The 18,816-nt window shown below is 68.8% G+C and carries 18 protein-coding genes; 6 read left to right on the forward strand and 12 right to left on the reverse strand.

Features of this window, described 5'->3' with window-relative positions; all coding sequences use genetic code 11:
• The first annotated feature begins 86 nt into the window (after nucleotides 1–86).
• Entirely contained in the window at nucleotides 87–278 is a 192-nt protein-coding gene (locus ABT254_RS32245) for a DUF397 domain-containing protein (RefSeq protein ID WP_078912651.1), read from the forward strand.
• A 116-nt stretch (nucleotides 279–394) separates the two neighbouring features.
• Here the strand turns inward: ABT254_RS32245 and ABT254_RS32250 are convergent, their stop codons facing one another.
• Complete coding sequence (locus ABT254_RS32250; protein ID WP_351477820.1) at nucleotides 395–1,234, reverse strand: hypothetical protein; 840 nt, start codon at nucleotides 1,232–1,234, stop codon at nucleotides 395–397.
• 79 nt (nucleotides 1,235–1,313) lie between these two features.
• Between ABT254_RS32250 and ABT254_RS32255 the strand changes: the two genes are divergently transcribed.
• A complete protein-coding gene (locus tag ABT254_RS32255; RefSeq protein ID WP_351477823.1) occupies nucleotides 1,314–2,099 on the forward strand; it encodes an SDR family oxidoreductase in 786 nt (261 codons plus the stop codon).
• A gap of 149 nt (nucleotides 2,100–2,248) precedes the next feature.
• Entirely contained in the window at nucleotides 2,249–3,823 is a 1,575-nt protein-coding gene (locus tag ABT254_RS32260) for a sodium:solute symporter family protein (protein ID WP_351477826.1), read from the forward strand.
• Between the two features lie 58 nt (nucleotides 3,824–3,881).
• Here the strand turns inward: ABT254_RS32260 and ABT254_RS32265 are convergent, their stop codons facing one another.
• Nucleotides 3,882–4,997 carry an ADP-ribosylglycohydrolase family protein gene (locus ABT254_RS32265; RefSeq protein WP_351477829.1) on the reverse strand — a complete coding sequence of 372 codons (1,116 nt, stop codon included), beginning with the start codon at nucleotides 4,995–4,997 and terminating at the stop codon, nucleotides 3,882–3,884.
• Between the two features lie 206 nt (nucleotides 4,998–5,203).
• On the opposite strand from ABT254_RS32265, the gene ABT254_RS32270 reads away from it, so the two are divergent.
• Nucleotides 5,204–5,710 (forward strand): DUF2165 domain-containing protein, encoded by a 507-nt coding sequence (locus ABT254_RS32270; protein ID WP_351477832.1) that lies wholly within the window; start codon nucleotides 5,204–5,206, stop codon nucleotides 5,708–5,710.
• Between the two features lie 15 nt (nucleotides 5,711–5,725).
• On the opposite strand, the gene ABT254_RS32275 is transcribed toward ABT254_RS32270, so the two are convergent.
• From ABT254_RS32275 to ABT254_RS32285, 3 genes are read right to left on the reverse strand one after another with little or no spacing between them, the layout of a single operon-like run.
• Nucleotides 5,726–6,292, reverse strand: coding sequence for a hypothetical protein (locus ABT254_RS32275; RefSeq protein WP_351477835.1), 567 nt, complete (start codon nucleotides 6,290–6,292; stop codon nucleotides 5,726–5,728).
• A gap of 54 nt (nucleotides 6,293–6,346) precedes the next feature.
• Nucleotides 6,347–8,929 (reverse strand): bifunctional FO biosynthesis protein CofGH, encoded by a 2,583-nt coding sequence (locus tag ABT254_RS32280; RefSeq protein ID WP_351477838.1) that lies wholly within the window; start codon nucleotides 8,927–8,929, stop codon nucleotides 6,347–6,349.
• Between the two features lie 38 nt (nucleotides 8,930–8,967).
• Nucleotides 8,968–9,816: an LLM class F420-dependent oxidoreductase gene (locus ABT254_RS32285; protein ID WP_351477841.1), complete on the reverse strand. Its 849-nt coding sequence runs from the start codon at nucleotides 9,814–9,816 to the stop codon at nucleotides 8,968–8,970.
• 186 nt (nucleotides 9,817–10,002) lie between these two features.
• On the opposite strand from ABT254_RS32285, the gene ABT254_RS32290 reads away from it, so the two are divergent.
• On the forward strand, nucleotides 10,003–11,385 hold the full coding sequence (locus tag ABT254_RS32290; RefSeq protein WP_351478226.1) for a CehA/McbA family metallohydrolase: 1,383 nt from the start codon (nucleotides 10,003–10,005) through the stop codon (nucleotides 11,383–11,385).
• A 71-nt stretch (nucleotides 11,386–11,456) separates the two neighbouring features.
• On the opposite strand, the gene ABT254_RS32295 is transcribed toward ABT254_RS32290, so the two are convergent.
• The 7 genes from ABT254_RS32295 to ABT254_RS32325 form a co-directional block, all read right to left on the reverse strand.
• Entirely contained in the window at nucleotides 11,457–12,071 is a 615-nt protein-coding gene (locus tag ABT254_RS32295) for a hypothetical protein (RefSeq protein WP_351477844.1), read from the reverse strand.
• A complete protein-coding gene (locus tag ABT254_RS32300) occupies nucleotides 12,068–12,655 on the reverse strand; it encodes an RNA polymerase sigma factor (protein WP_351477847.1) in 588 nt (195 codons plus the stop codon). The genes ABT254_RS32295 and ABT254_RS32300 overlap by 4 nt, the downstream gene beginning before the upstream one ends.
• Nucleotides 12,656–12,910: 255 nt before the next feature.
• Complete coding sequence (locus ABT254_RS32305) at nucleotides 12,911–13,426, reverse strand: hypothetical protein (protein ID WP_351477850.1); 516 nt, start codon at nucleotides 13,424–13,426, stop codon at nucleotides 12,911–12,913.
• Between the two features lie 14 nt (nucleotides 13,427–13,440).
• A complete protein-coding gene (locus ABT254_RS32310; RefSeq protein ID WP_351477853.1) occupies nucleotides 13,441–14,127 on the reverse strand; it encodes a peptidase inhibitor family I36 protein in 687 nt (228 codons plus the stop codon).
• Nucleotides 14,128–14,320: 193 nt separating this feature from the next.
• Nucleotides 14,321–15,049 (reverse strand): hypothetical protein, encoded by a 729-nt coding sequence (locus tag ABT254_RS32315; protein WP_351477856.1) that lies wholly within the window; start codon nucleotides 15,047–15,049, stop codon nucleotides 14,321–14,323.
• Nucleotides 15,050–15,070: 21 nt separating this feature from the next.
• On the reverse strand, nucleotides 15,071–15,418 hold the full coding sequence (locus ABT254_RS32320) for a hypothetical protein (RefSeq protein ID WP_351477859.1): 348 nt from the start codon (nucleotides 15,416–15,418) through the stop codon (nucleotides 15,071–15,073).
• On the reverse strand, nucleotides 15,418–17,673 hold the full coding sequence (locus ABT254_RS32325) for a glycoside hydrolase domain-containing protein (RefSeq protein WP_351478229.1): 2,256 nt from the start codon (nucleotides 17,671–17,673) through the stop codon (nucleotides 15,418–15,420). Before ABT254_RS32325 ends, ABT254_RS32320 begins: the two co-directional genes overlap by 1 nt.
• A 478-nt stretch (nucleotides 17,674–18,151) precedes the next feature.
• On the opposite strand from ABT254_RS32325, the gene ABT254_RS32330 reads away from it, so the two are divergent.
• Nucleotides 18,152–18,550, forward strand: coding sequence for a nitroreductase/quinone reductase family protein (locus tag ABT254_RS32330; RefSeq protein ID WP_351477862.1), 399 nt, complete (start codon nucleotides 18,152–18,154; stop codon nucleotides 18,548–18,550).
• The last annotated feature ends 266 nt before the right edge of the window (nucleotides 18,551–18,816 follow it).

Below are 18,816 nucleotides of genomic sequence, written 5' to 3' on the forward strand. Positions count from 1 at the left end.
AGGGTTGGCGCAAACCGCGCTGTGGGTTCGGAGTCGGATCCGTCGTGCGGTGACAGCAACTCAACAACTGGCATTCCGGAGCAAAAATGGCAATTCGTCAGGGCGCCACGGACACGTGGACCAAGTCCTCGTACTCGACGGGCAACGGCGCGTGCGTCGAGATCAAGTCCCCGGTCCGCGCGGCCATGGCCGTCCGGGACTCCAAGGTCCCCGAGGGTCCCGTACTGGCCTTCCCGGCCGACGCGTGGAACACCTTCGTCGGCTCGATCAAGGCGTAGGGGGGAGGATCTGCTGATCCTCGACCGCGTTCGCCTTCCACAATTTCACAAGCAGCACGTGAAGAGCCCTCTCGTCCAGCCCGCCGTCCTTGCCGAGGGGGCTCGGCGTGTGTCCATCACCTGAGCCTGTCGACGTACTTGTCCGTGCCCGGCACCGTGGGGACGAACGGCGCCACCAGTTCCACCCTCCCCAGCCCCGCCTCCCGCACCGGCGCCTCCAGATCCGCGAAGTACGCCTCCCAGCACTCCCGGGGATCCGCCTCCAGGAACCACAGCAGGGTCAGCCGGGTCTCCACGCCCTCGACCTGCTTGACGTACGTCATGCGGTCGCCGGGCAGGGGCGTCGGGCAGAAGACGGTCACCATCGCGGCCGGTGAGCCCGCCACCCGCTTGGGCAGATGACGGGAGCGCAGCCACTCCAGCAACTCGGCCCGCTGCCCGGCCGATTCGGTGTCGATCACCTCGACGACCAGGCCCGCGTACGGGTGGTCGAGGGCGTGGAAGTCGCGGGGCCCGGCGGCCCCGTCCCGGTAGACCGTCGCCTCGTGGTCCTGGAACGCCGTGAAGACATGCGTACGGTCCTGGTAGACCCGGGCATCGCGGTTGAGGCGCTTGTTGATCGCGACGGTCCAGCGCATGTGGTCGTCGTAGCGGCCGTCCGTGATCCAGTACGTCGAGATGTAGCAGCCGGCGGTGACCGGCTGGGCGATCGCCGACTTCTCGGGGTAGCGCAGGAGTTGGAGGTCGCGGGTCGCCACCCAGCGGCGCCCGGCGTACATCCAGGGCATGGCCATCGCGCCCGCGTAGTAGTGGTCGTCCTCGTACCAGCGGTTGTACGCGTACTCGTGGCCGGGGTGGGGCTCGACCATGGTGATGAGGGCATGGCCGGGCCGGACCCCGTACGGCCCCACGGCGGCCAGCTCGGCGTACACGTCGCTGCGGGTTTCCTCGCTCATGTCGCTCCCCTTCCGTCCTCCGCCGGTCGCCCATACTCTGACGCCCCGTCAGATAAACCGCCATACCCGGGAGGCTCCGATGTCACTGCTCACGGGCAAGACCGTCGTCGTGTCGGGGGTCGGCGCCGGGCTCGGTCATCAGGTCGCGGCGGCGGTCGTGCGCGACGGCGGCAACGCGGTGCTCGGGGCGCGTACGGAGGCCAACCTCGCCAAGAGCGCCGGCGAGATCGATCCGGACGGGGCGCACACGGCGTACCGGGCGACCGACATCAGGGACGAAGCGCAGTGCGAGACGCTGGCGGCGCTCGCGCGGGAGCGGTTCGGACGGATCGACGCGGTCGTCCATGTGGCCGCGATGGACGGCTACTTCGGCGGCCTTCAGGACGCGGACTTCGTGAGCTGGCAGCAGGTGATCGACGTGAACCTGCTGGGCTCGCTGCGGATGACCCGGGCCTGTCTGCCGGCACTGAAGGCGTGCGGGGGCTCGGTGGTGTTCATCGGGACGCAGTCTTCGGTGGCGGCGCCCACCCAGGTGAAGCAGGCGGCGTACGCGGCCTCCAAGGGGGCGCTGACGAGCGCGATGTACTCGCTGGCCCGGGAGCTCGGGCCGCATCGCATCCGGGTCAACACCGTGCTGCCGGGCTGGATGTGGGGGCCGCCGGTGCAGGCGTACGTCCAGTTCACCGCGCAGACGGAGGGGGTGCCCGAGGCCGACGTACTGGAGCGGCTGACCGGGCGGATGGCGCTGCCGGAGCTGGCGACGGACGGGGATGTGGCGGACGCGGCGGTGTTCCTGGCCTCGGACCGGGCGCGGGCCATCACGGGGCAGTCGCTGCTGGTCAACGCGGGGGAGCTGATGCGCTGACCACCTCGAGAGACGGTTCATGTGCATGAACGCAGGTCAACACAAGGAACATTTTTGCCGTCCTTTGACCTGACGCTTGCTTGTCGTGCCCATGTGGGCGCGCCCACGATGAGCGAGCCGTTCACAAGGCGGACCCTGGGAGGGCGCACATGAACAGTCTCGACTGGGCCGTGCTCATCGGCTACTTCGGTGTGATGGTCGCGATCGGCGTCTGGTCGCACAAGCGCGTGGACGACGTCAGCGACTTCTTCACGGCCGGCGGGAAGATGCCGTGGTGGCTGTCCGGCATCTCGCACCACATGTCGGGCTACAGCGCGGTGATGTTCACGGGCTACGCGGGCATCGCCTACACCTACGGCGTGACCTCCTTCGTCACCTGGTCCTTCCCGATCGCGCTGGGCATCGCCATCGGCTCGAAACTGTTCGCGCCGCGCATCAACCGGCTGCGCTCACGGCTCCATGTGGCCTCCCCGCTGGAGTACCTGAAGAACCGTTACGACCTGAAGACCCAGCAGGCGCTGGCCTGGTCGGGCATGCTGCTGAAGATCGTGGACGTGGGCGCCAAGTGGGCGGCGATCGCGACGCTGCTGTCCGTCTTCACCGGCATCACGCTCAACCAGGGCATCCTCATCACCGGCGCGATCACGGCCGTCTACTGCACCATCGGCGGTCTGTGGGCGGACGCGCTGACCGAACTCGGCCAGTTCGTCATCCAGTTGCTGGCGGGCATCTCGATGTTCGTCGCCGTCGTACTGAAGCTGAACGACAAGGGCATCGGCTTCTTCGGCGCCTGGGACGAGCCGGCCCTGCACGGCCACGGGAAGCCACTGGTCGGCCCGTACGGAACGGTGTTCCTGCTGGCGTTCCTCTTCATCAAGCTCTTCGAGTACAACGGCGGCATGCTCAACCAGGCCCAGCGCTACATGGCCACGACCAGCCCGCAGGCGGCCGAGCGCTCGGCGCGGCTGTCGGCGGCGCTGTGGCTGGTCTGGCCGGTGGTCCTCTTCTTCCCCATGTGGATGTCGCCGCTCCTGGTCCACGCCCAGAAGCCGGACGGCTCCGACTCCTACGGCCTGATGACCGAACAGCTGCTGCCGCACGGTCTGTTGGGCCTGGTCATCGTCGGCTTCTTCTCCCACACCATGGCCATGTGCTCCTCGGACGCGAACGCGATCGCGGCCGTCTTCACCCGGGACGCGGCGCCGGTGCTGTCCAGGCGGGCCCGGGAGTGGGGTCAGCGCTCGGGCCTGATCGCGGCGCGAGTGACCACAGTCGTCTTCCTGGCCCTGTCGATGGCGGTGGCGACGCAGGTCAACTCCCCCACGTTCAAGGACATCATCACGGTGGTCATCAAGTGGGTCGCCGGGCTGATGGGTCCGATCGCCATCCCGATGATGCTGGGCCTGCTCCGCCTGTTCCGCCGCTCCGGCCCCACGGCGGCGCTGACCAGCTGGTCCATGGGCCTGCTCGCCTTCTGGCTGGTCAACTACCCCATCAACTGGAACGTCGACGGCGGTGTCCCGCTCCAGTACCAGGTCTCGATCCCGCTGGCGGTCTCCCTGGTCCTCTACATCCTCATCGGCTACCTCAGGCCCGAGGACACCCCGGAGCGCCTCGCCGTCATCGAACGCATCAACACGGACGACGACGGCACGGCCGCCGCGGCGATCCCTGCTCCCGCGGGTCCGGCGGAGGACGCCGTGGGGACGGCGGCGAAGGAGTAGCGCCGGCGGTGCTTGTGCTGACGGGGTTGCGGCCGGGGGGCTGTCCCCGTCATGAGCCCTAGGCCCTCGGATAGCGGGCGAGCCACCCGGGGGACGACCCCGCCGGGCCGTGCAGTGCGGGCCCCTGGGTCATCTCCATGGCGAAGTCGTCGGCCAGCTCCAGAAGCGTCGGACGGCCTTCCAGTTCGGCCAGCCAGGCCGGCGGGAGGGCCGTTTCGCCGTGCAGGGCGCCGAGGAGGCCGCCGGTCAGGGCGGCCGTCGCGCCCGAGGGGCCGTCCTGGTTCACGGCGAGGCACAGCCCGTGCCGGAAGTCCTCCCCCACCAGCGCGCAGTACACGGCGGCTGCCAGCACGCCCTCCGCCGACCCGTCCCCGGCCAGCTCCTCGACCCGCACGGGCGTGGGCATGCCCTGCCGCACCGCGCCCAGCGCATGCTGAAGGGCGTCCGACACCGGCTCGTGCCCCGGCCGCGCGGCGAGCAGCGCGAGCGTCCGCTGCACGGCCCCGTCGAGGGACTCGCCACGGGCCAGGCCGTGCACGATCACGGCGTACGCGCCGGCCGACAGATAGGCCACCGGATGCCCGTGGGTCTGCGCCGCGCACTCCACCGCCAGCTGGGCCACCAGCTGCGGCTCCCAGCCGACGAGCAACCCGAAGGGCGCGGACCGCGCCGTCGCCTCCGGCCCGGTCTCAGCGGGGCTCTTGGGCGCGTCCAGGGTCCCCATGTGCTCGTCCCCGAACCCGAGCAGCAGCGAGCGCGCCGGGTCCCGCCGGGCGTACAGCCACTCCTCCCGCGCCAGCCAGCCGTCGTCCTTACGGCGCTCGTCCGGCCCCCAGTCGCGCTGGGTGGCCGCCCAGCGCAGATACGCCCGGTGCAGATCGGTCGGCGGATGCCAGGCACCGGTGTCACGGCGCACCTGCGCACGGATCAGCCCGTCGACGGTGAACAGGGTGAGCTGTGTGATGTGGGTGACGGCACCGCGCCTGCCGTACGCAAAGGCGAAGTCCGCGACGCCCTCGGCCCCGTACGCCTCCCGGATCCCGTCGAGATCCAGCCCGTCGACGGGCGCCCCGAGCGCGTCTCCCACGGCGGCCCCGAGCAGCGTCCCCCGCACCCGGCTCCGAAAATCCTGCTGCTCGACACGGCCCCATATGGCCCCGGCCGGCACACTCACCAAGACCTCCCCGATGGCTCCGTCCGACGCATGACAGTTCAGCACTGTAATCGAACGGGAACGGTCGGTTTAGTGGGCGTAGTGGTATGCGAGACATGACAGGAGTGGTCCTGAGTCACCCTGAGTGCTCAGTTATCGGCTGATGCGGTGTGCGGCACTGATGCCCTGATCTCGAACTCGCCGCCCCGTGAGGGAAGATGGCCGTCATGGCATCGACACCCCCACGAAGCGCACTCCACCTCACCGCCACCCTGCTCACCGCGAGTGTCGCCCTCTACATCGCCCTCGTGGCCTTCGGCAACATCACCGACTTCGGCACCAATCAGGCGTTCGTGCAGCATGTGCTGGCCATGGACACGACGTTCAAGGACGACGACCTGATGTGGAGAGCCATCACCAGCAAGGGACTTCAGAACACGGCGTACGTCGCCATCATTGTCTGGGAGACCCTTGCCGCACTCGTCCTCATATACGGCACCTGGCTCTGGGCCCGGCGTGACTACGCCCGCGCCCGCAGCATCTCCACCTACGGCCTGCTGATGCTCCTGCTGCTCTTCGGCGCCGGCTTCATCGCGATCGGCGGTGAGTGGTTCTCCATGTGGCAGTCGAAGACCTGGAACGGGCTGGAGGCGGCGACCCGTGTGATCGTGTTCACCGGGGTCGCGCTGCTGGTCGTGCAGCTGACCGACCGGCGGACCGACTCGGCCGCCTGACCAGGACCGCCCCGGCTACCTGACCACCGTTACCTTCGTCCCCGCCGAAGCGAACGTCCACAGCGCCGTCCCGTCCGCCGCCCGCATCCGGATACCGCCGGTCTGGGTGCCGGACGTGGTCGGCGGTGGGGAAGAGCCGTCGACGGCGTTGGAGAAGGCTATGTTCACGCCGGATTTGACCGAGAAGTACACGATGTGTTCGATCTTCACGCCATCGGAGCCGGTGATGGCGCCCCGGGTGCGGGCGCCCACCGTGTAGGTGCCCGGTTCCGGGCTCACCGTCCCCGGCCACACCGCGAACGTACGGCGGGCCGCATCGCTCGCGTCGACCAGCCACACCGTCTTCTTCCCGAGGGAGTAGACGACGCGCCGCCCGGCGCCGGAGCCGTCCGGCACCTTGGCCGGTGCTGCGGACTTCGTCGGCGCGGGATGCGCGCCCGCCGACGCCGACGCGCTCGGCCGGGCGGCGACCGCGTGGGGCTTCGGCCCCTTGTCGGCCTGTACGGCCAGGACGACGACAGCGGCGATCGCTCCCACCGTCAGACCGGTCACCCAGACCTTCGGGGCTGGCACGGCACGCATCTCCTCAGCTCCACATCCCCATGTCCTCGTGGAACAGGGGTCGGATCATCGTACTCAGTCCAGGACCGGCAAAAGTTCCGGCAAGTGTCCGTCGGACACCGCCGCCGCCCGCTGCCGTTCCTCCGGCACCTCCCCGTACAGCGTCGTACGCGGCTTCGCCGGGCGGCCGGCCGCGTCCGCCACCGCGATCAGGTCCTTGACCGACTTGTACGAGCCGTAGGAGGAGCCCGCCATACGGGAGATCGTCTCCTCCATGAGGGTGCCGCCCAGGTCGTTGGCGCCGGAGCGGAGCATCTCGGCCGCACCCTCCGTGCCCAGCTTCACCCAGCTGGTCTGGATGTTCGGGATGTGGGGGTGGAGCAGCAGCCTCGCCATCGCCGTCACCGCGCGGTTGTCCCTGGTCGTCGGGCCGGGGCGGGCGATGCCCGCCAGGTACACCGGTGCGTTGGTGTGGATGAAGGGGAGCGTCACGAACTCTGTGAAGCCGCCGGTCTGCTGCTGGATGCGGGACAGCGTCCGCAGGTGGCCGAGCCAGTGGCGCGGCTGGTCCACATGCCCGTACATCATCGTCGACGAGGACCGGATGCCCAGTTCGTGCGCCGTCGTGACGACCTCGATCCAGGTCGCCGTCGGCAGCTTGCCCTTGGTCAGGACCCAGCGGACCTCGTCGTCGAGGATCTCGGCTGCCGTGCCGGGGATGGTGTCCAGACCGGCTTCCTTGGCGGCCGTGAGCCACTCGCGGATGGACATCCCCGTGCGCGTCGCGCCGTTCACGACCTCCATGGGCGAGAAGGCGTGGACGTGCATTCCGGGGACACGGGACTTCACCGCCTTCGCGATGTCGAAGTACGCCGTACCCGGCAGGTCGGGGTGGATGCCGCCCTGCATGCAGACCTCCACCGCGCCCACGTCCCAGGCCTGCTGGGCGCGGTCCGCGACCTGCTCCAGGGAGAGCGTGTAGGCGTCCGCGTCCGTCCTGCGCTGCGCGAACGCGCAGAAGCGGCAGCCCGTGTAGCAGACGTTGGTGAAGTTGATGTTGCGGGTGACGATGTACGTGACGTCGTCGCCGACGGCCGACCTCCGTACGTCGTCCGCGATGCGCGTGAGGGCGTCCAGTGCGGGGCCGTCGGCGTGCAGCAGGGCGAGGGCCTCCGCGTCCGTGAGGCGCGTCGGGTCGTCCGCCGCCGTCGCCAGCGCCGCGCGTACGTCCGTGTCGATGCGCTCCGGCAGCATGCCGGGGGCGGCCGCCTCGCGCAGGGCCGCCCAGTCGCCGTACACCTCGTCGAAGTCGTCACGGCGGTCGGACGTACGGCCCTCGGTGTCGATGGAGGAGTGAAGGTCGGTGCGGCCTGAGGCGACGAACGCCTCCTCGGGCTCCTGCCACGGGTGGCCCTCGACGGTCGCGTCCGGTCGCGCGAGGCCGGTCTCCGGGTCGGCGAGGGCGCGGACGTGCGGGCGCAGCCGCGGGTCGAGCCAGGGCTCGCCGCGCTGGACGAACTCCGGGTAGACGCAGAGGCGTTCACGCAGTTCGAAGCCGGCGGCGCGGGAGCGCTCGGTGAGTTCCTCGATCTGCGGCCAGGGGCGTTCCGGGTTCACATGGTCGATGGTCAGGGGGGACACCCCGCCCCAGTCGTCGATGCCCGCGCCTATCAACCGCTCGTACTCGGAGTCGACGAGGTTGGGCGGGGCCTGGAGGTTGGCGGACGGGCCCATGATGTGCCGGGCCACGGCCACCGTGGCGACCAGTTCGTCCAGCTCCGCGTCCGGCATGCCGCGCATCGCGGTGTCGGGCTTGGCGCGGAAGTTCTGGATGATCAGTTCCTGGATGGAGTGGTAGGCGCGGGAGATCCTGCGGAGCGCGAAGAGGGACTCCGCGCGCTCCTCGTAGGTCTCTCCGATGCCGATCAGGAGGCCGGACGTGAAGGGGACCGAGGAGCGGCCCGCGTCCTCGAGCACCCGCAGCCGTACGGCGGGTTCCTTGTCCGGGGAGCCGTAGTGCGGCCCGCCCGGTTCCGACCACAGGCGGGTGGCCGTGGTCTCCAGCATCATGCCCATGCTGGGCGCGACGGGCTTGAGCCGCTGGAAGTCGGTCCAGGACATCACGCCGGGGTTGAGGTGGGGCAGCAGGCCCGTCTCCTCCAGGATGCGGATGGAGATGGCGCGGACGTAGGCGATGGTGTCGTCGTAGCCGTGCGCGTCGAGCCACTCGCGCGCCTCGGGCCAGCGGTCCTCGGGCTTGTCGCCCAGGGTGATGAGGGCTTCCTTGCAGCCGAGCGCCGCGCCCTTGCGGGCGATGTCGAGGACCTCGTCCGGGGACATGAACATCCCGTGGCCGGCGCGGCGCAGCTTGCCGGGGACGGTGACGAAGGTGCAGTAGTGGCACTTGTCCCGGCACAGCCGGGTGAGGGGGATGAAGACGCTCTTCGAGTACGTGATGACACCGGGCCGGCCGGCCGCGTCGAGGCCGGCGTCGCGGACGCGGGCGGCGGACGCGGCGAGGTCGGTGAGGGCCTCGCCGCGGGCCTGGAGGAGGACGGCGGTCTCGGTGACGTCCAGGGCGACGCCGTCACGGGCGCGTTTGAGGGCGCGACGCATGGAGTTGTCGGTGGGGCCGGTTCCGGTCGCGGAAGTCGTCATCCTTCGAGCATACGGTCGAGCTGATCAGTGCCCAGGGGTCAGCCCAGCAGGGCCCCGTACTGGTCCAGCACCCGCAGCACCTCCGCCTCCCCCGCCGGCGGCAGCTGTACGACGACCTCCTCGATGCCGAGGTCCGCGTAGTGCGCCAGCTTGCCGGGGGTGGGGAACACCGCGTACGGGACCACCTGCAGCGCCGCCGGGTCGCGGCCCGCGTCCGCCCATGCGGCGCGCAGCACCGGCAGCGACTCGGTCAGCCCGCGCCCGCCGATCGGCAGCCAGCCGTCGGCGTACTCGCAGATGTGGGAGAAGAGCTTGGGACCGGCGGCTCCGCCGACGAGGGTGCGCGGGCCGACGACCGGTCCGCGCGGCTTCTGGGCAGGCTTCGGGTGGGCGTACGAGGCCCGCACGCCGCCGAACTCCCCCTCGTACGGGACGGGTTCGTCACTCCACAGCGCACGCATCAGCGCCATCCGGTCCCGCACCAGCTCCCGCCGCGTACGCCACTCCACCCCGTGGTCGGCGGCTTCCTCGACGTTCCAGCCGAAGCCGAGGCCGAGGGTGAAGCGGCCGCCGGAGAGGTGGTCGAGGGTCGCGATCTGCTTGGCGAGGTCGATCGGATCGTGCTGGGCCACCAGGGTGATGCCGGTGCCGAGGCCGAGCCGCTCGGTCACCGCGGCCGCCTGTCCGAGCGCGACGAAGGGGTCGAGGGTGCGGCCGTACTCGGGCGGCAGCTCACCGCCCGCGGGGTACGGGGTCACACGCTCCACCGGGATGTGCGTGTGCTCGGGGAGGTACAGGCCGGCGAAGCCGCGCGCTTCCAGCTCCCGCGCGAGCCGGGTGGGGGTGACGGTCTCGTCGGTGAGGAAGATGGTCACGGCGATTCGCATGGGTCATCTGTACCGGGGCGAGGGCGAGATGTCCATACCGACTGGTCGGTTGTTCGCGGTTCGTGGGGCTGGTCGATCGTTGTCGGCGCGTGCGGGTGAGTGGGGGCTGGTCGCGCCCCGCGGCGGAGCCGCACATTGATACTGTCTCGCGCCCCTTGTGGGGGCTACGGTGAGGTCGTGGTGACAATGCGCGGGACGCTGCCCCCGGGCTCCCCGGACTACGTATACGTACCGTTCGAAGTCCCGCCTGGCGTAAGCGAGTTGAAGGTCTCCTACACCTACGACCGCCCCTCCGTCCCGCCCGGCGTCCCCGGCAACGCGCTCGACATCGGCCTCTTCGACGAGCGCGGCACCGAGCTGGGCGGGGAGGGGTTTCGGGGGTGGTCGGGCGGGGCGCGTACGGAGTTCTTCGTACGGGCGGACGACGCGACGCCCGGCTATCTCCCCGGTCCCCTCCGCCCCGGCACCTGGCACATCGTGCTGGGCCCGTACACGGTGGCGCCGCAGGGCCTGTCGTACGAGCTCACGGTCACGCTCACGCAGGGGGAGCCGGGTGAGACGCCCGAGCCGGTGTATCCACCGACGCGGGCGAAGGGCCGGGGCCGCGCCTGGTACCGCGGCGACTGCCACCTCCACACCTGGTACTCCGACGGCCGCCGCACCCCGGCCGAGGTCGCGGCGCTCGCGCGGGCGGCCGGTCTGGACTTCATCAACTCCTCGGACCACAACACCCACTCCTCGCACCCGCACTGGGCCCCGGAGGCGGGCGAGGACCTGCTGATCATGCTCGGCGAGGAGGTGACGACGAGGAACGGCCACGTCCTCGCCCTCGGCACCGATCCCGGCACCTTCGTCGACTGGCGCTACCGGGCCCGGGACCGCCGCTTCGGCCGCTTCGCCCACCGGATCCGCGAGGCGGGCGGCCTGGTGGTCCCCGCCCACCCGCACGGCACCTGCGTCGGCTGCAACTGGAAGTTCGGCTTCGGCGAGGCGGACGCGGTCGAGGTGTGGAACGGGCCGTGGACACCGGACGACGAGGTGACGCTCGCGGAGTGGGACAACCAGCTGATCGCGTCCGTGCGCGAGGGGCGCGGGTGGCTTCCGGCCATGGGCAACAGCGACGCGCACCGCGATCCGGACACGGTGGGACTGCCGCAGACGGTCGTCCTCGCCGAGGATCTGACCCGGGAGGCGATCCAGGAGGGCATCCGGGCGGGGCGGTCGTACGTCGCCGAGTCGAAGAACGTGTCCGTGTCCTTCACGGCGAGCGGGGACAAGGGTCAGCACGCCGGCATCGGCGAGCGGCTGGAAGCGGACGCCGACACCCCGGTCACCGTCCGCGCCGAGGTCTCGGGCGCCGCACGCTGCACGGTCCGGTTCGTCACCGACCAGGGGGTGCTGTTCACGAGCGCCCCGCTGCCGGTGTCGGGTTCCGGCACGGTGGAATGGCGTACGAGACCGGCCTACGCGGCCTATGTACGCGCCGAGTTGCGGCACGAGACGGCGGTGGGGCCGGTACCGGGGGTGATGGCCGCGTTCACCAACCCGATCTTCCTTGGGGCGCTGTAGCGGTGTCGGCCATGTGTGGCCTCCGCCGACCGTTTCAAGAACGACCTGCGTCAGCCGGTCTCCAGTCGATCTCAACCGCCTGCCACGGGCCTGGATCCGATGGCTGCGCAGGCCGCCTTGTCGGTGGAGTAGCCGTCCGCCGGGTAGATGACCGGCCCGCCGAGTGCCCCATCGCCGTCGGTGGCCGAGGAGTCGCCGCTGTCGGGCTGCGCGTTGGGGAAATAGCAGGCAGCAAACCGGGTCGGCTTGGGCGTCCGGGGCACTGCGCCCTGTGCGGGTTGGTTCCACATCCGGTCCCAGGACGCCGCGCAGGAACGCGTCGCGTCCTGAGGATCGAAATCCTTCATGGCTTTGAGCGGCAGCTGACTCAGATCCGCCTCGGGCGACAGAGTGCGAGCGCACATGACATTGCGTCCGCCCTCGTCCCATGGCCCCAATGTGGCCACGGCAGCCGTGGTGGCGCCCCCGAGGAGGGCAGCCGTGACCGCGCCCACCATGAGCAGGTGCCGGCGTCTCCCGGATCCGGCCCTGGCACGCGGCTGCTCGGTACGCAGCAGGATCTCCCGCAGGACGGCCTGGCCGTCCTCGGAAGCCGCCCAGCCGTCGGTGCCGTCGTGGGTGGGGCGCAGGGCGCGGACGGCGGCGAGGTCGGGCGCTTGGCTGTGCTTGGTAACGGTCTGCTTCACGCCGTCTCCCGTGGGGTGAAGTGGGGGTGGGCAATCGCGTGGTGGACCGGCTGTGCATGGCCCGCAGAGGGCAGTGCTGCCCTGAACCGTTTGCGCGCCCGGTGCAGACGCACAGCGAAGGCAGTGGCCGTGCAGCCCGTGACCACGGCCCCTTGCTTGGCTGTCAGGCCGTACCAGGCGCTCAGTACGAGTACCTCCCGGTCCTGCTCGGAAAGCCCGGACAGCGCGGCGGCCACCTCGGCACGCGTCTCTATCGCGTCCCCGATCTCCACGGCCCGCGTCCGGTCGGCCATCACCGCCAAGCGGTCGGTCAGTGCACGGTGCCGCCGGTCGGACCGCACGCGGTTGGCGAGCAGCCGCCGGGCCGAGGCGAGCAGCCACGGCAGGGCATCGTCGGGTACGGACCCGGACTTGCGCCAGGCCAGCACGAAGGTCTCCGACAGGATGTCCTGTGCTGTCTCCCGGTCCGTACGGTGCAGCAGGTACGCCAACACCCGATCAGCGTGAGCCGTATAGAGGGCCTCCAAGGCCCGGTGCCCGGCCGGGTCATCGTGCTCCCCGGTGGTTGTTCGTCGTCGTCTCACGACACCTCCGTGTTCCGTCCGTCAACAGCCGTCAACGGCCGTCAACCGGGAGATGTACGGCCGGGCCGAATCTCTTACAACCTCTGGCGGATTGTCTGCGCGGCATCCACGCCGGGACGCTGCACCGCTGGGTCTCGCGGGCCCAGCACGGAGGAATGGCGAGGCCGTGGACGGGAGCGGGCCCAGTTCCATGCCGTCCGGGTTCGGGCTGAGGGAGGGGCGCGGTGCGCGCTGTCCGCGCCCCTCCGCTTTCCGTCAGCCGTGGATGAGGGGTGACCCCAGGAGTTGCTTGGTAATCGGTCCCTGACCATCACCCTCGATGTCGTAGACGACAGTCGAGTCCGACGACCACCACAGGTCACCGTCATAAAGCGCCGACGGCACAGTGCACGTGCTGGCCGGTTCGTCCAGGAACCACGTGTAGTGGTCGTTGACCAGCTTGGTCAGATCACACGTCTTGGTCGCCTCGATCGCGTCGGGGTTGTCCTTGCCCGGACGGGTCTCGAGGCGCGTGGTGATCTCGAAGCGGGTGAACCGTTTGCTGAGGTCCACCACTTGGTCATCGAGAATCTGCCAGCTCACATGGGACTTCGCGGTGATTTTCCCGGAGGCCTGCTTGGCCTCGTTCGCAATGTAGTAGGTGGTTGCCGGCCTCTTGTCGGGGAAGGTGACCGTGAAGTCGCTGGTGTTCGTGGCAGCCGAAGCCGGCCCCGCGAGCGTGAGTATGCCGGTCGCTGCCAGGCATACCGCGGTGATGAGTGTCTTACGCATGGAAAGGGCCTCTCTCAGGCGCGATTGATCTCGAAAACGTCGACCTTGTCGTTCCAGTTGCCACCGCCCGGGTACGCCAGGTCCTGGAGGTTGGGCCATCCCTTGGGCGGATTCAAGTCGCGCTGCCGGTCATCCAGCGGCCAGGACCGGGAGTCCCAGATCGTGGCGTTCCCGTAGTTGATCGACCATCGCCCGACCCAGTAGAAGACCGAGCTGAGCTTGTCGCGGAATCCGTAGTCGCCCAGGTTCTTCTTGCCGTCGCTGGAGAACTGCAGCCGCCTGCCCTTGTAGTTGGCGTCCTGGTACAGGCACCAGTAGTCGGCGGCGCAGTTGTCGTGCGGGTCGGAAGCCCGAAGCGCGGATGTCCTCGGGGATTTCGCACGGGCCTGGGCAGGAAGTGCGGGGTCTGCCGAGGCTTCCTGCTCCGTGGCGTAGCAGTGGACTTCGCCGCTGGGGAGTTCGGTGCAGATGTTTGCGCCCTCCCACGACTCGGCAAGGTTGATCTTGCGTCCCTCATACTCGGCGATCACCGGATGCACCGGGTCTGCCGCCGGGTCCGTGCCTTCTTCGGTCGCGGCCTGTCCGGCCGTGACCGGCGCGTGTGCGGTGTGTTCCGCCGCGTGCGCCAACGGACCAGTGCCTACGAGGAGGGCACCCGTGGAGGCGGTCAGGAGGATGGAGGCAAGGGGTCTGCGTATCAAGTGTTGTTCTCCACTGTGGTGTCGTAGTGGCGTGCCGTCAGATCAATGTCGCTACCGGCCGGGGACGCGCCGGTGGTCGGCGGGCCGCCAACAGTGGCCGGATCGCTCTTCGACGGGGGTCTCTGTGCTGCATCCCGACAGCGACGTCGAGCCCGGCTTGTCCTTGAACCCGCCCGTGGAACTGGAACCGACGTCACGCTTGTAGACGTGCCAGCCGCTCCGCGGCCCGGCGCCTCGCCGGCTCGAAGGGGTCGGTGGACGCGCCGGCGCCCTCCCCGGGGGTCGAGGCCCATCCGCGGAGCTTGTCCGCGACCTTGAGCAGGTGTCCGTTCCCCGGCTTGACGTCGATGTAGAACAGGGCTTCGTCGGGCTTCTTGTCGTCGCCGCCCCACCGCACGACGCCTTCCAGGTCGGCGAGGATGTCACGGACGATCACGAGCTGGTTCGGGAAATATCCGCCTCGCTGCCCGGACGGGTAGAAGCCGGGGCGGATGTGGACCGCCGTCCCCGATGCGAGGTTGGACTCCGCCAGCCCCTTGCGGACCTTCCCGGGGTGTCGCCAGCCCACGACATCACCGCGGCGCAGGCTGTCGATCTCGTAGTGGAACCGCTGGATGACGTGGACGAGAACGGTTTCGGCATCCCCCATACGGACTTGCACGCCGTCGAGGGGGGTGCCGAGAACGGGACGGGTCCAGATACTGCCGCCGCCGTCCGCCGCCTTCTCCATCTCCCAGCCGTTCAAGGACGGCTGACCGGTCGTCACCTCGTCCGGCGCCGGGCTGTCAGCCGCAGACGGCGGAGTGGCCGCCTGGGCCGAAGGAGCCGACAGCGTGCTTCCGGCGAGCGAGGCCAGGGCGGTTCCCCCTGTGACAGCGGCGGTGCGGGAGAGCAGGGTACGGCGCGATATGTCAGCACTCACGGTGCGTCACTCCAGATGTGGCTACAGGACCGTGGAGACGGCCTGAAAGACGAGGAAGGGGACGATGACGACGGGGATGGCCTTCAGCCACGGCCCCAAGGGCCGGTCACGGTGCAGCGGCACGAGAACGTCCGTCACGACCAGCAGCAGCACCACCAGCAACCCGGTTACGGTCGCGGTCCACATGGCCAGCCCGGTCCGGTCGCAGTCGGCTCCGCACACTTCGACGATCGTGCTGGCGCGGTCGATGACGGATCCACCCCATCGTCGTTCGGACAGCCACCACAGGCTGTACAGGGGAACCATGGCCGGGATCCCGACGAGGAGGTTGACCAGCAGCGCCGGCCACAGTGGCCGCAGGCCTTTCATCAGGCGTGTTCGCGTATCGGCGCGTAGTACTTCTCGAAGACGCGGTACAGGCCCATGCGCTTCTTTCCCTCTGTCGTCGCGTCGTCAGTGGTGCCCTGATAGCGGATCAGCACCTTCTCGATGTCTGCTTCCGTGGAGTCGACGGTCGGCCCCGTCACACCGATGAGAGAGGCGTGGTACATGTGGACGAACGGCACGGTCGCGATGGTGAACGAGTTGTTCGTCCGCAGCTTGGTCCAGATTTCGAACAGGTCGGCGTCGTTGTCCGGGTTACGTCGGGACGTCGCGGACAGCAGCCCGCGATCGACTGCCAGGTTCCTCGCCTTGATCGCGGTGACTCCGAAGATCTGCGCCAGCCCGGTGGAGGAATCCCGCATCGAGTCCGTGATCTTGTCCGGCCACCAATCGGGAAGTTGGCCGGTGTGGTACTCGTAGACGGCCGCGTCGGAATAGCGGTCGTCAACCTTGAGGACGCCGCTGACGTTGTAGTGGCGCATCTCCCACAGCACGGGAATCTGGATCAGCGCCTTGCGCATCCTGTACCGGCGGGCCAGATCGGTGAACACGTTGTCCCAGCTGAGCACGAAGTCGATGGCTTCGGTGGTGGTCCACTTGGTGTACCAGTTCGACTCCGGTACGCCGACCGACTCCATGTAGGCCCGGATGTCCGCGCGCAGAGCATCCCAGAAGGTGTTGTTGAACTCGACGTCGAGGCCGGAACCGGTGGACGGCGACGGATCGAACGAGTTCTGCCCGATGTCCCTGCCTTGTGCGATGTTGATGTCGACGTTGATGCTGCCGTCTCCCGAACCGACCGTCTTGGTGACGATCTGGTCGAAGGCCCAGTTGTTCGGCATGGGATAGCCGAAGTTGCCGGAGAACGCATATGACATGTCGGACACGAAGCTCGCGTCGGCCAGCTTGAGTTCGGACACCCGTGAGCAGACGTTCCTGGGTCCGTAAACACCCACCAGGTACTTGCTGCCGGTGGACTCGATGCCGTCGTTGATGCCCTGGAAATGCGGGATGACGTTGCTGGTGACCTCGTCGTCGACGGCGTCGAAGTCGACAGCGAAGTAGATACGGGTGCCGGGCTTGAAGCCGTGCCGCTCGGCGTGCATGACGGCGGAGACGGCATCCGCCGTGCCCTGCGGCGCACTGAACGAGTCCTTGCCGCGCCCGTAGGTCTGGTAGATGGGGAAACAGCGCAGTCCATTGGCGGCGATGGTCTCCAACTCGCCGGGCTGGATCTCCTTCTCCTTGGTGCTGCCGCTCGGAACGGCCGCCGGGTTGTACAGGTAGCGGCCCACGTATTTGACGCCCTCCGCCTTCAACGCAGCAGCACGCGCCGGGGTGATCTTGGTGACACAGTCACAGGCCTCACCCTTGCGGGACTGATCACCGAACGAGACCAGCAGGGAGGCCCACGTGGAGAAGTCACCCAGGCCGGTGACCGGCAGTTTCACGAAGGACTGGAACGCACGGACCTCGTCGGCCAGACCGGCAGTGAAGGTCCCTTCGAAGGACACCCCGTACCGTCTGTTGAAGATCATGGCAGCGGTGAAGAGGAGCACCCAGGTGCCCTTCGCGCCGACCGAGACGGTGTGCTGCTTCAAACCATCCTGGGTGCCGGGGCCGAAGTTGCCGTTGGCGGTACCATCGGCCATACCTATTTCGTACTGCACGGCGTAGATCATGGCTTTCGCCACATCGCGCGAATAGATGCCGTCGCAGGGGACGATGAAGAAATCCTGTCGGCCGACGTAGCGTCCGTTGAGCCACTGCTGGATGTTCCGAACGGTGTCGGTGCCGTTGCCGACGGTGACGTAGGCGTCCATGTTCAGCAAGCCTTTGAACACCTTCGGCACCAGATCGCTGCCCGGATACACCTGGTCGACGCCCATACGCTGCTTGAGCAGCGTGATCGAGGAGGCGACGCGGTCGCTGAACTTGCCGTCGATGCCGCCGCCGTCGTAGCCCTTGCAGTAGAGAGCCGACTGGACGATCCGGATGAAGTCAGCCGAAGGTGCCGTGGAAGCGTTGATCTTCGGGTGCTTCGACTGAAGGGCCGACAGTGTTCCTGGTCCGAAGCTGTTGGACACAGGGCTGATACCCAGCTCCCACTGCAGTGCGCGAGTGAGGGCGTACATCGTGTTCCAGCCGGTCTGCCCATCCTCCTTGACGGTCATGCCGGTCCGGCTGCCGTACGTCGCGTTGACGAATTTCTGCGCCTGCAACACCATCTGGTCGGCCATCAGCGCCCCTCCGTTTTCGGCAGGGAGCGTCCATACGATGACGCAAAGCGGCTCCCCCCGTCGCCGTTCTGATACCCGCCCCTTGTTCGAGCGGTGGTCAGCCGCGTTCGAGGCGAGTGGGACGACCGTAGCCAGGCTGACAAGAGGGAAACAAGAGGCGATCAACAGTTTGGCGTGAAAGATCAACACCTCGGTCCAGTCGTCCAATCGTCAAGATTCCGCGCGGTTGCTGCAACGATTCGGCGAAGAAACGACTGTGGACGGAGTACGGATTCAAGCGTGGTGGCCGAAAGTGGGCCATCGGCAGTGACCTGGTGGCCGAAGGCCTGGAGTCGGTGCCGGTCGCCCCTGATCACCGACGAGAACGGCGGCGCCGACCAGAACCGCACGCGCATCGGCCGCCCCGCTGTCAGTCCACGGGGCAAGGTGGGGGACATTGAGAACGCCGTCACCGCCGAAGAACAGGAGCCCCGTGGCCATGGCCCGTCCGCACCACTCGGAGACCAAGTACCGCGTCGCCACAGCGTTCCAGCGCCGCTTCAACCCCGTCCTGCGTCGGCTTCCGCTCCAGACCGTCCTGGAGACGACGGGCCGTACCTCCGGCCTGCCCCGCCGGACTCCGGTCGGCGGCCGGCGGATCGGGGATTCCTTCTGGCTGGTCTCCGAGTTCGGGGAGCGGTCCCAGTACGTCCGCAACATCAAGGCCGACCCGCGGGTGCGGGTCCGCATCCGGGGCCGCTGGCACACCGGCACGGCCCACCTCCTGCCGGACGACGACCCGATCGCCCGCCTGCGGAAGCTGCGCTCGCTGAACAGCTTGGCGGTGCGGGCGATCGGGGCGGGGCTGCTGACGGTGCGGGTCGATCTGCGGGACTGACGCTCCATCAAACTGGCGATCCCTCAAACGGCTGGTGACAGCGGGGGATGTGGGCGGTGGCCGCCATCTCCTTGTTGCAGCGGACGACTTGGGGCTGGTCCCGCTCGCCGAGCGATCGCCGGCCTGCGAGTACGACACCGTCGGCGCGGGAGACCTGCCGTACCTCGGGGCGTCGTACCGGATCACCCGCGACACCCCGCGCCCAGCCCCGGCAGTACCGGATTCCAGACCGCGCCGACGTCCACCTGCACCGTGGCTTCATGGGG

Origin of the sequence: Streptomyces sp. NPDC001137 (genome assembly GCF_040298885.1) — a bacterium.
Lineage (GTDB): Bacteria > Actinomycetota > Actinomycetes > Streptomycetales > Streptomycetaceae > Streptomyces.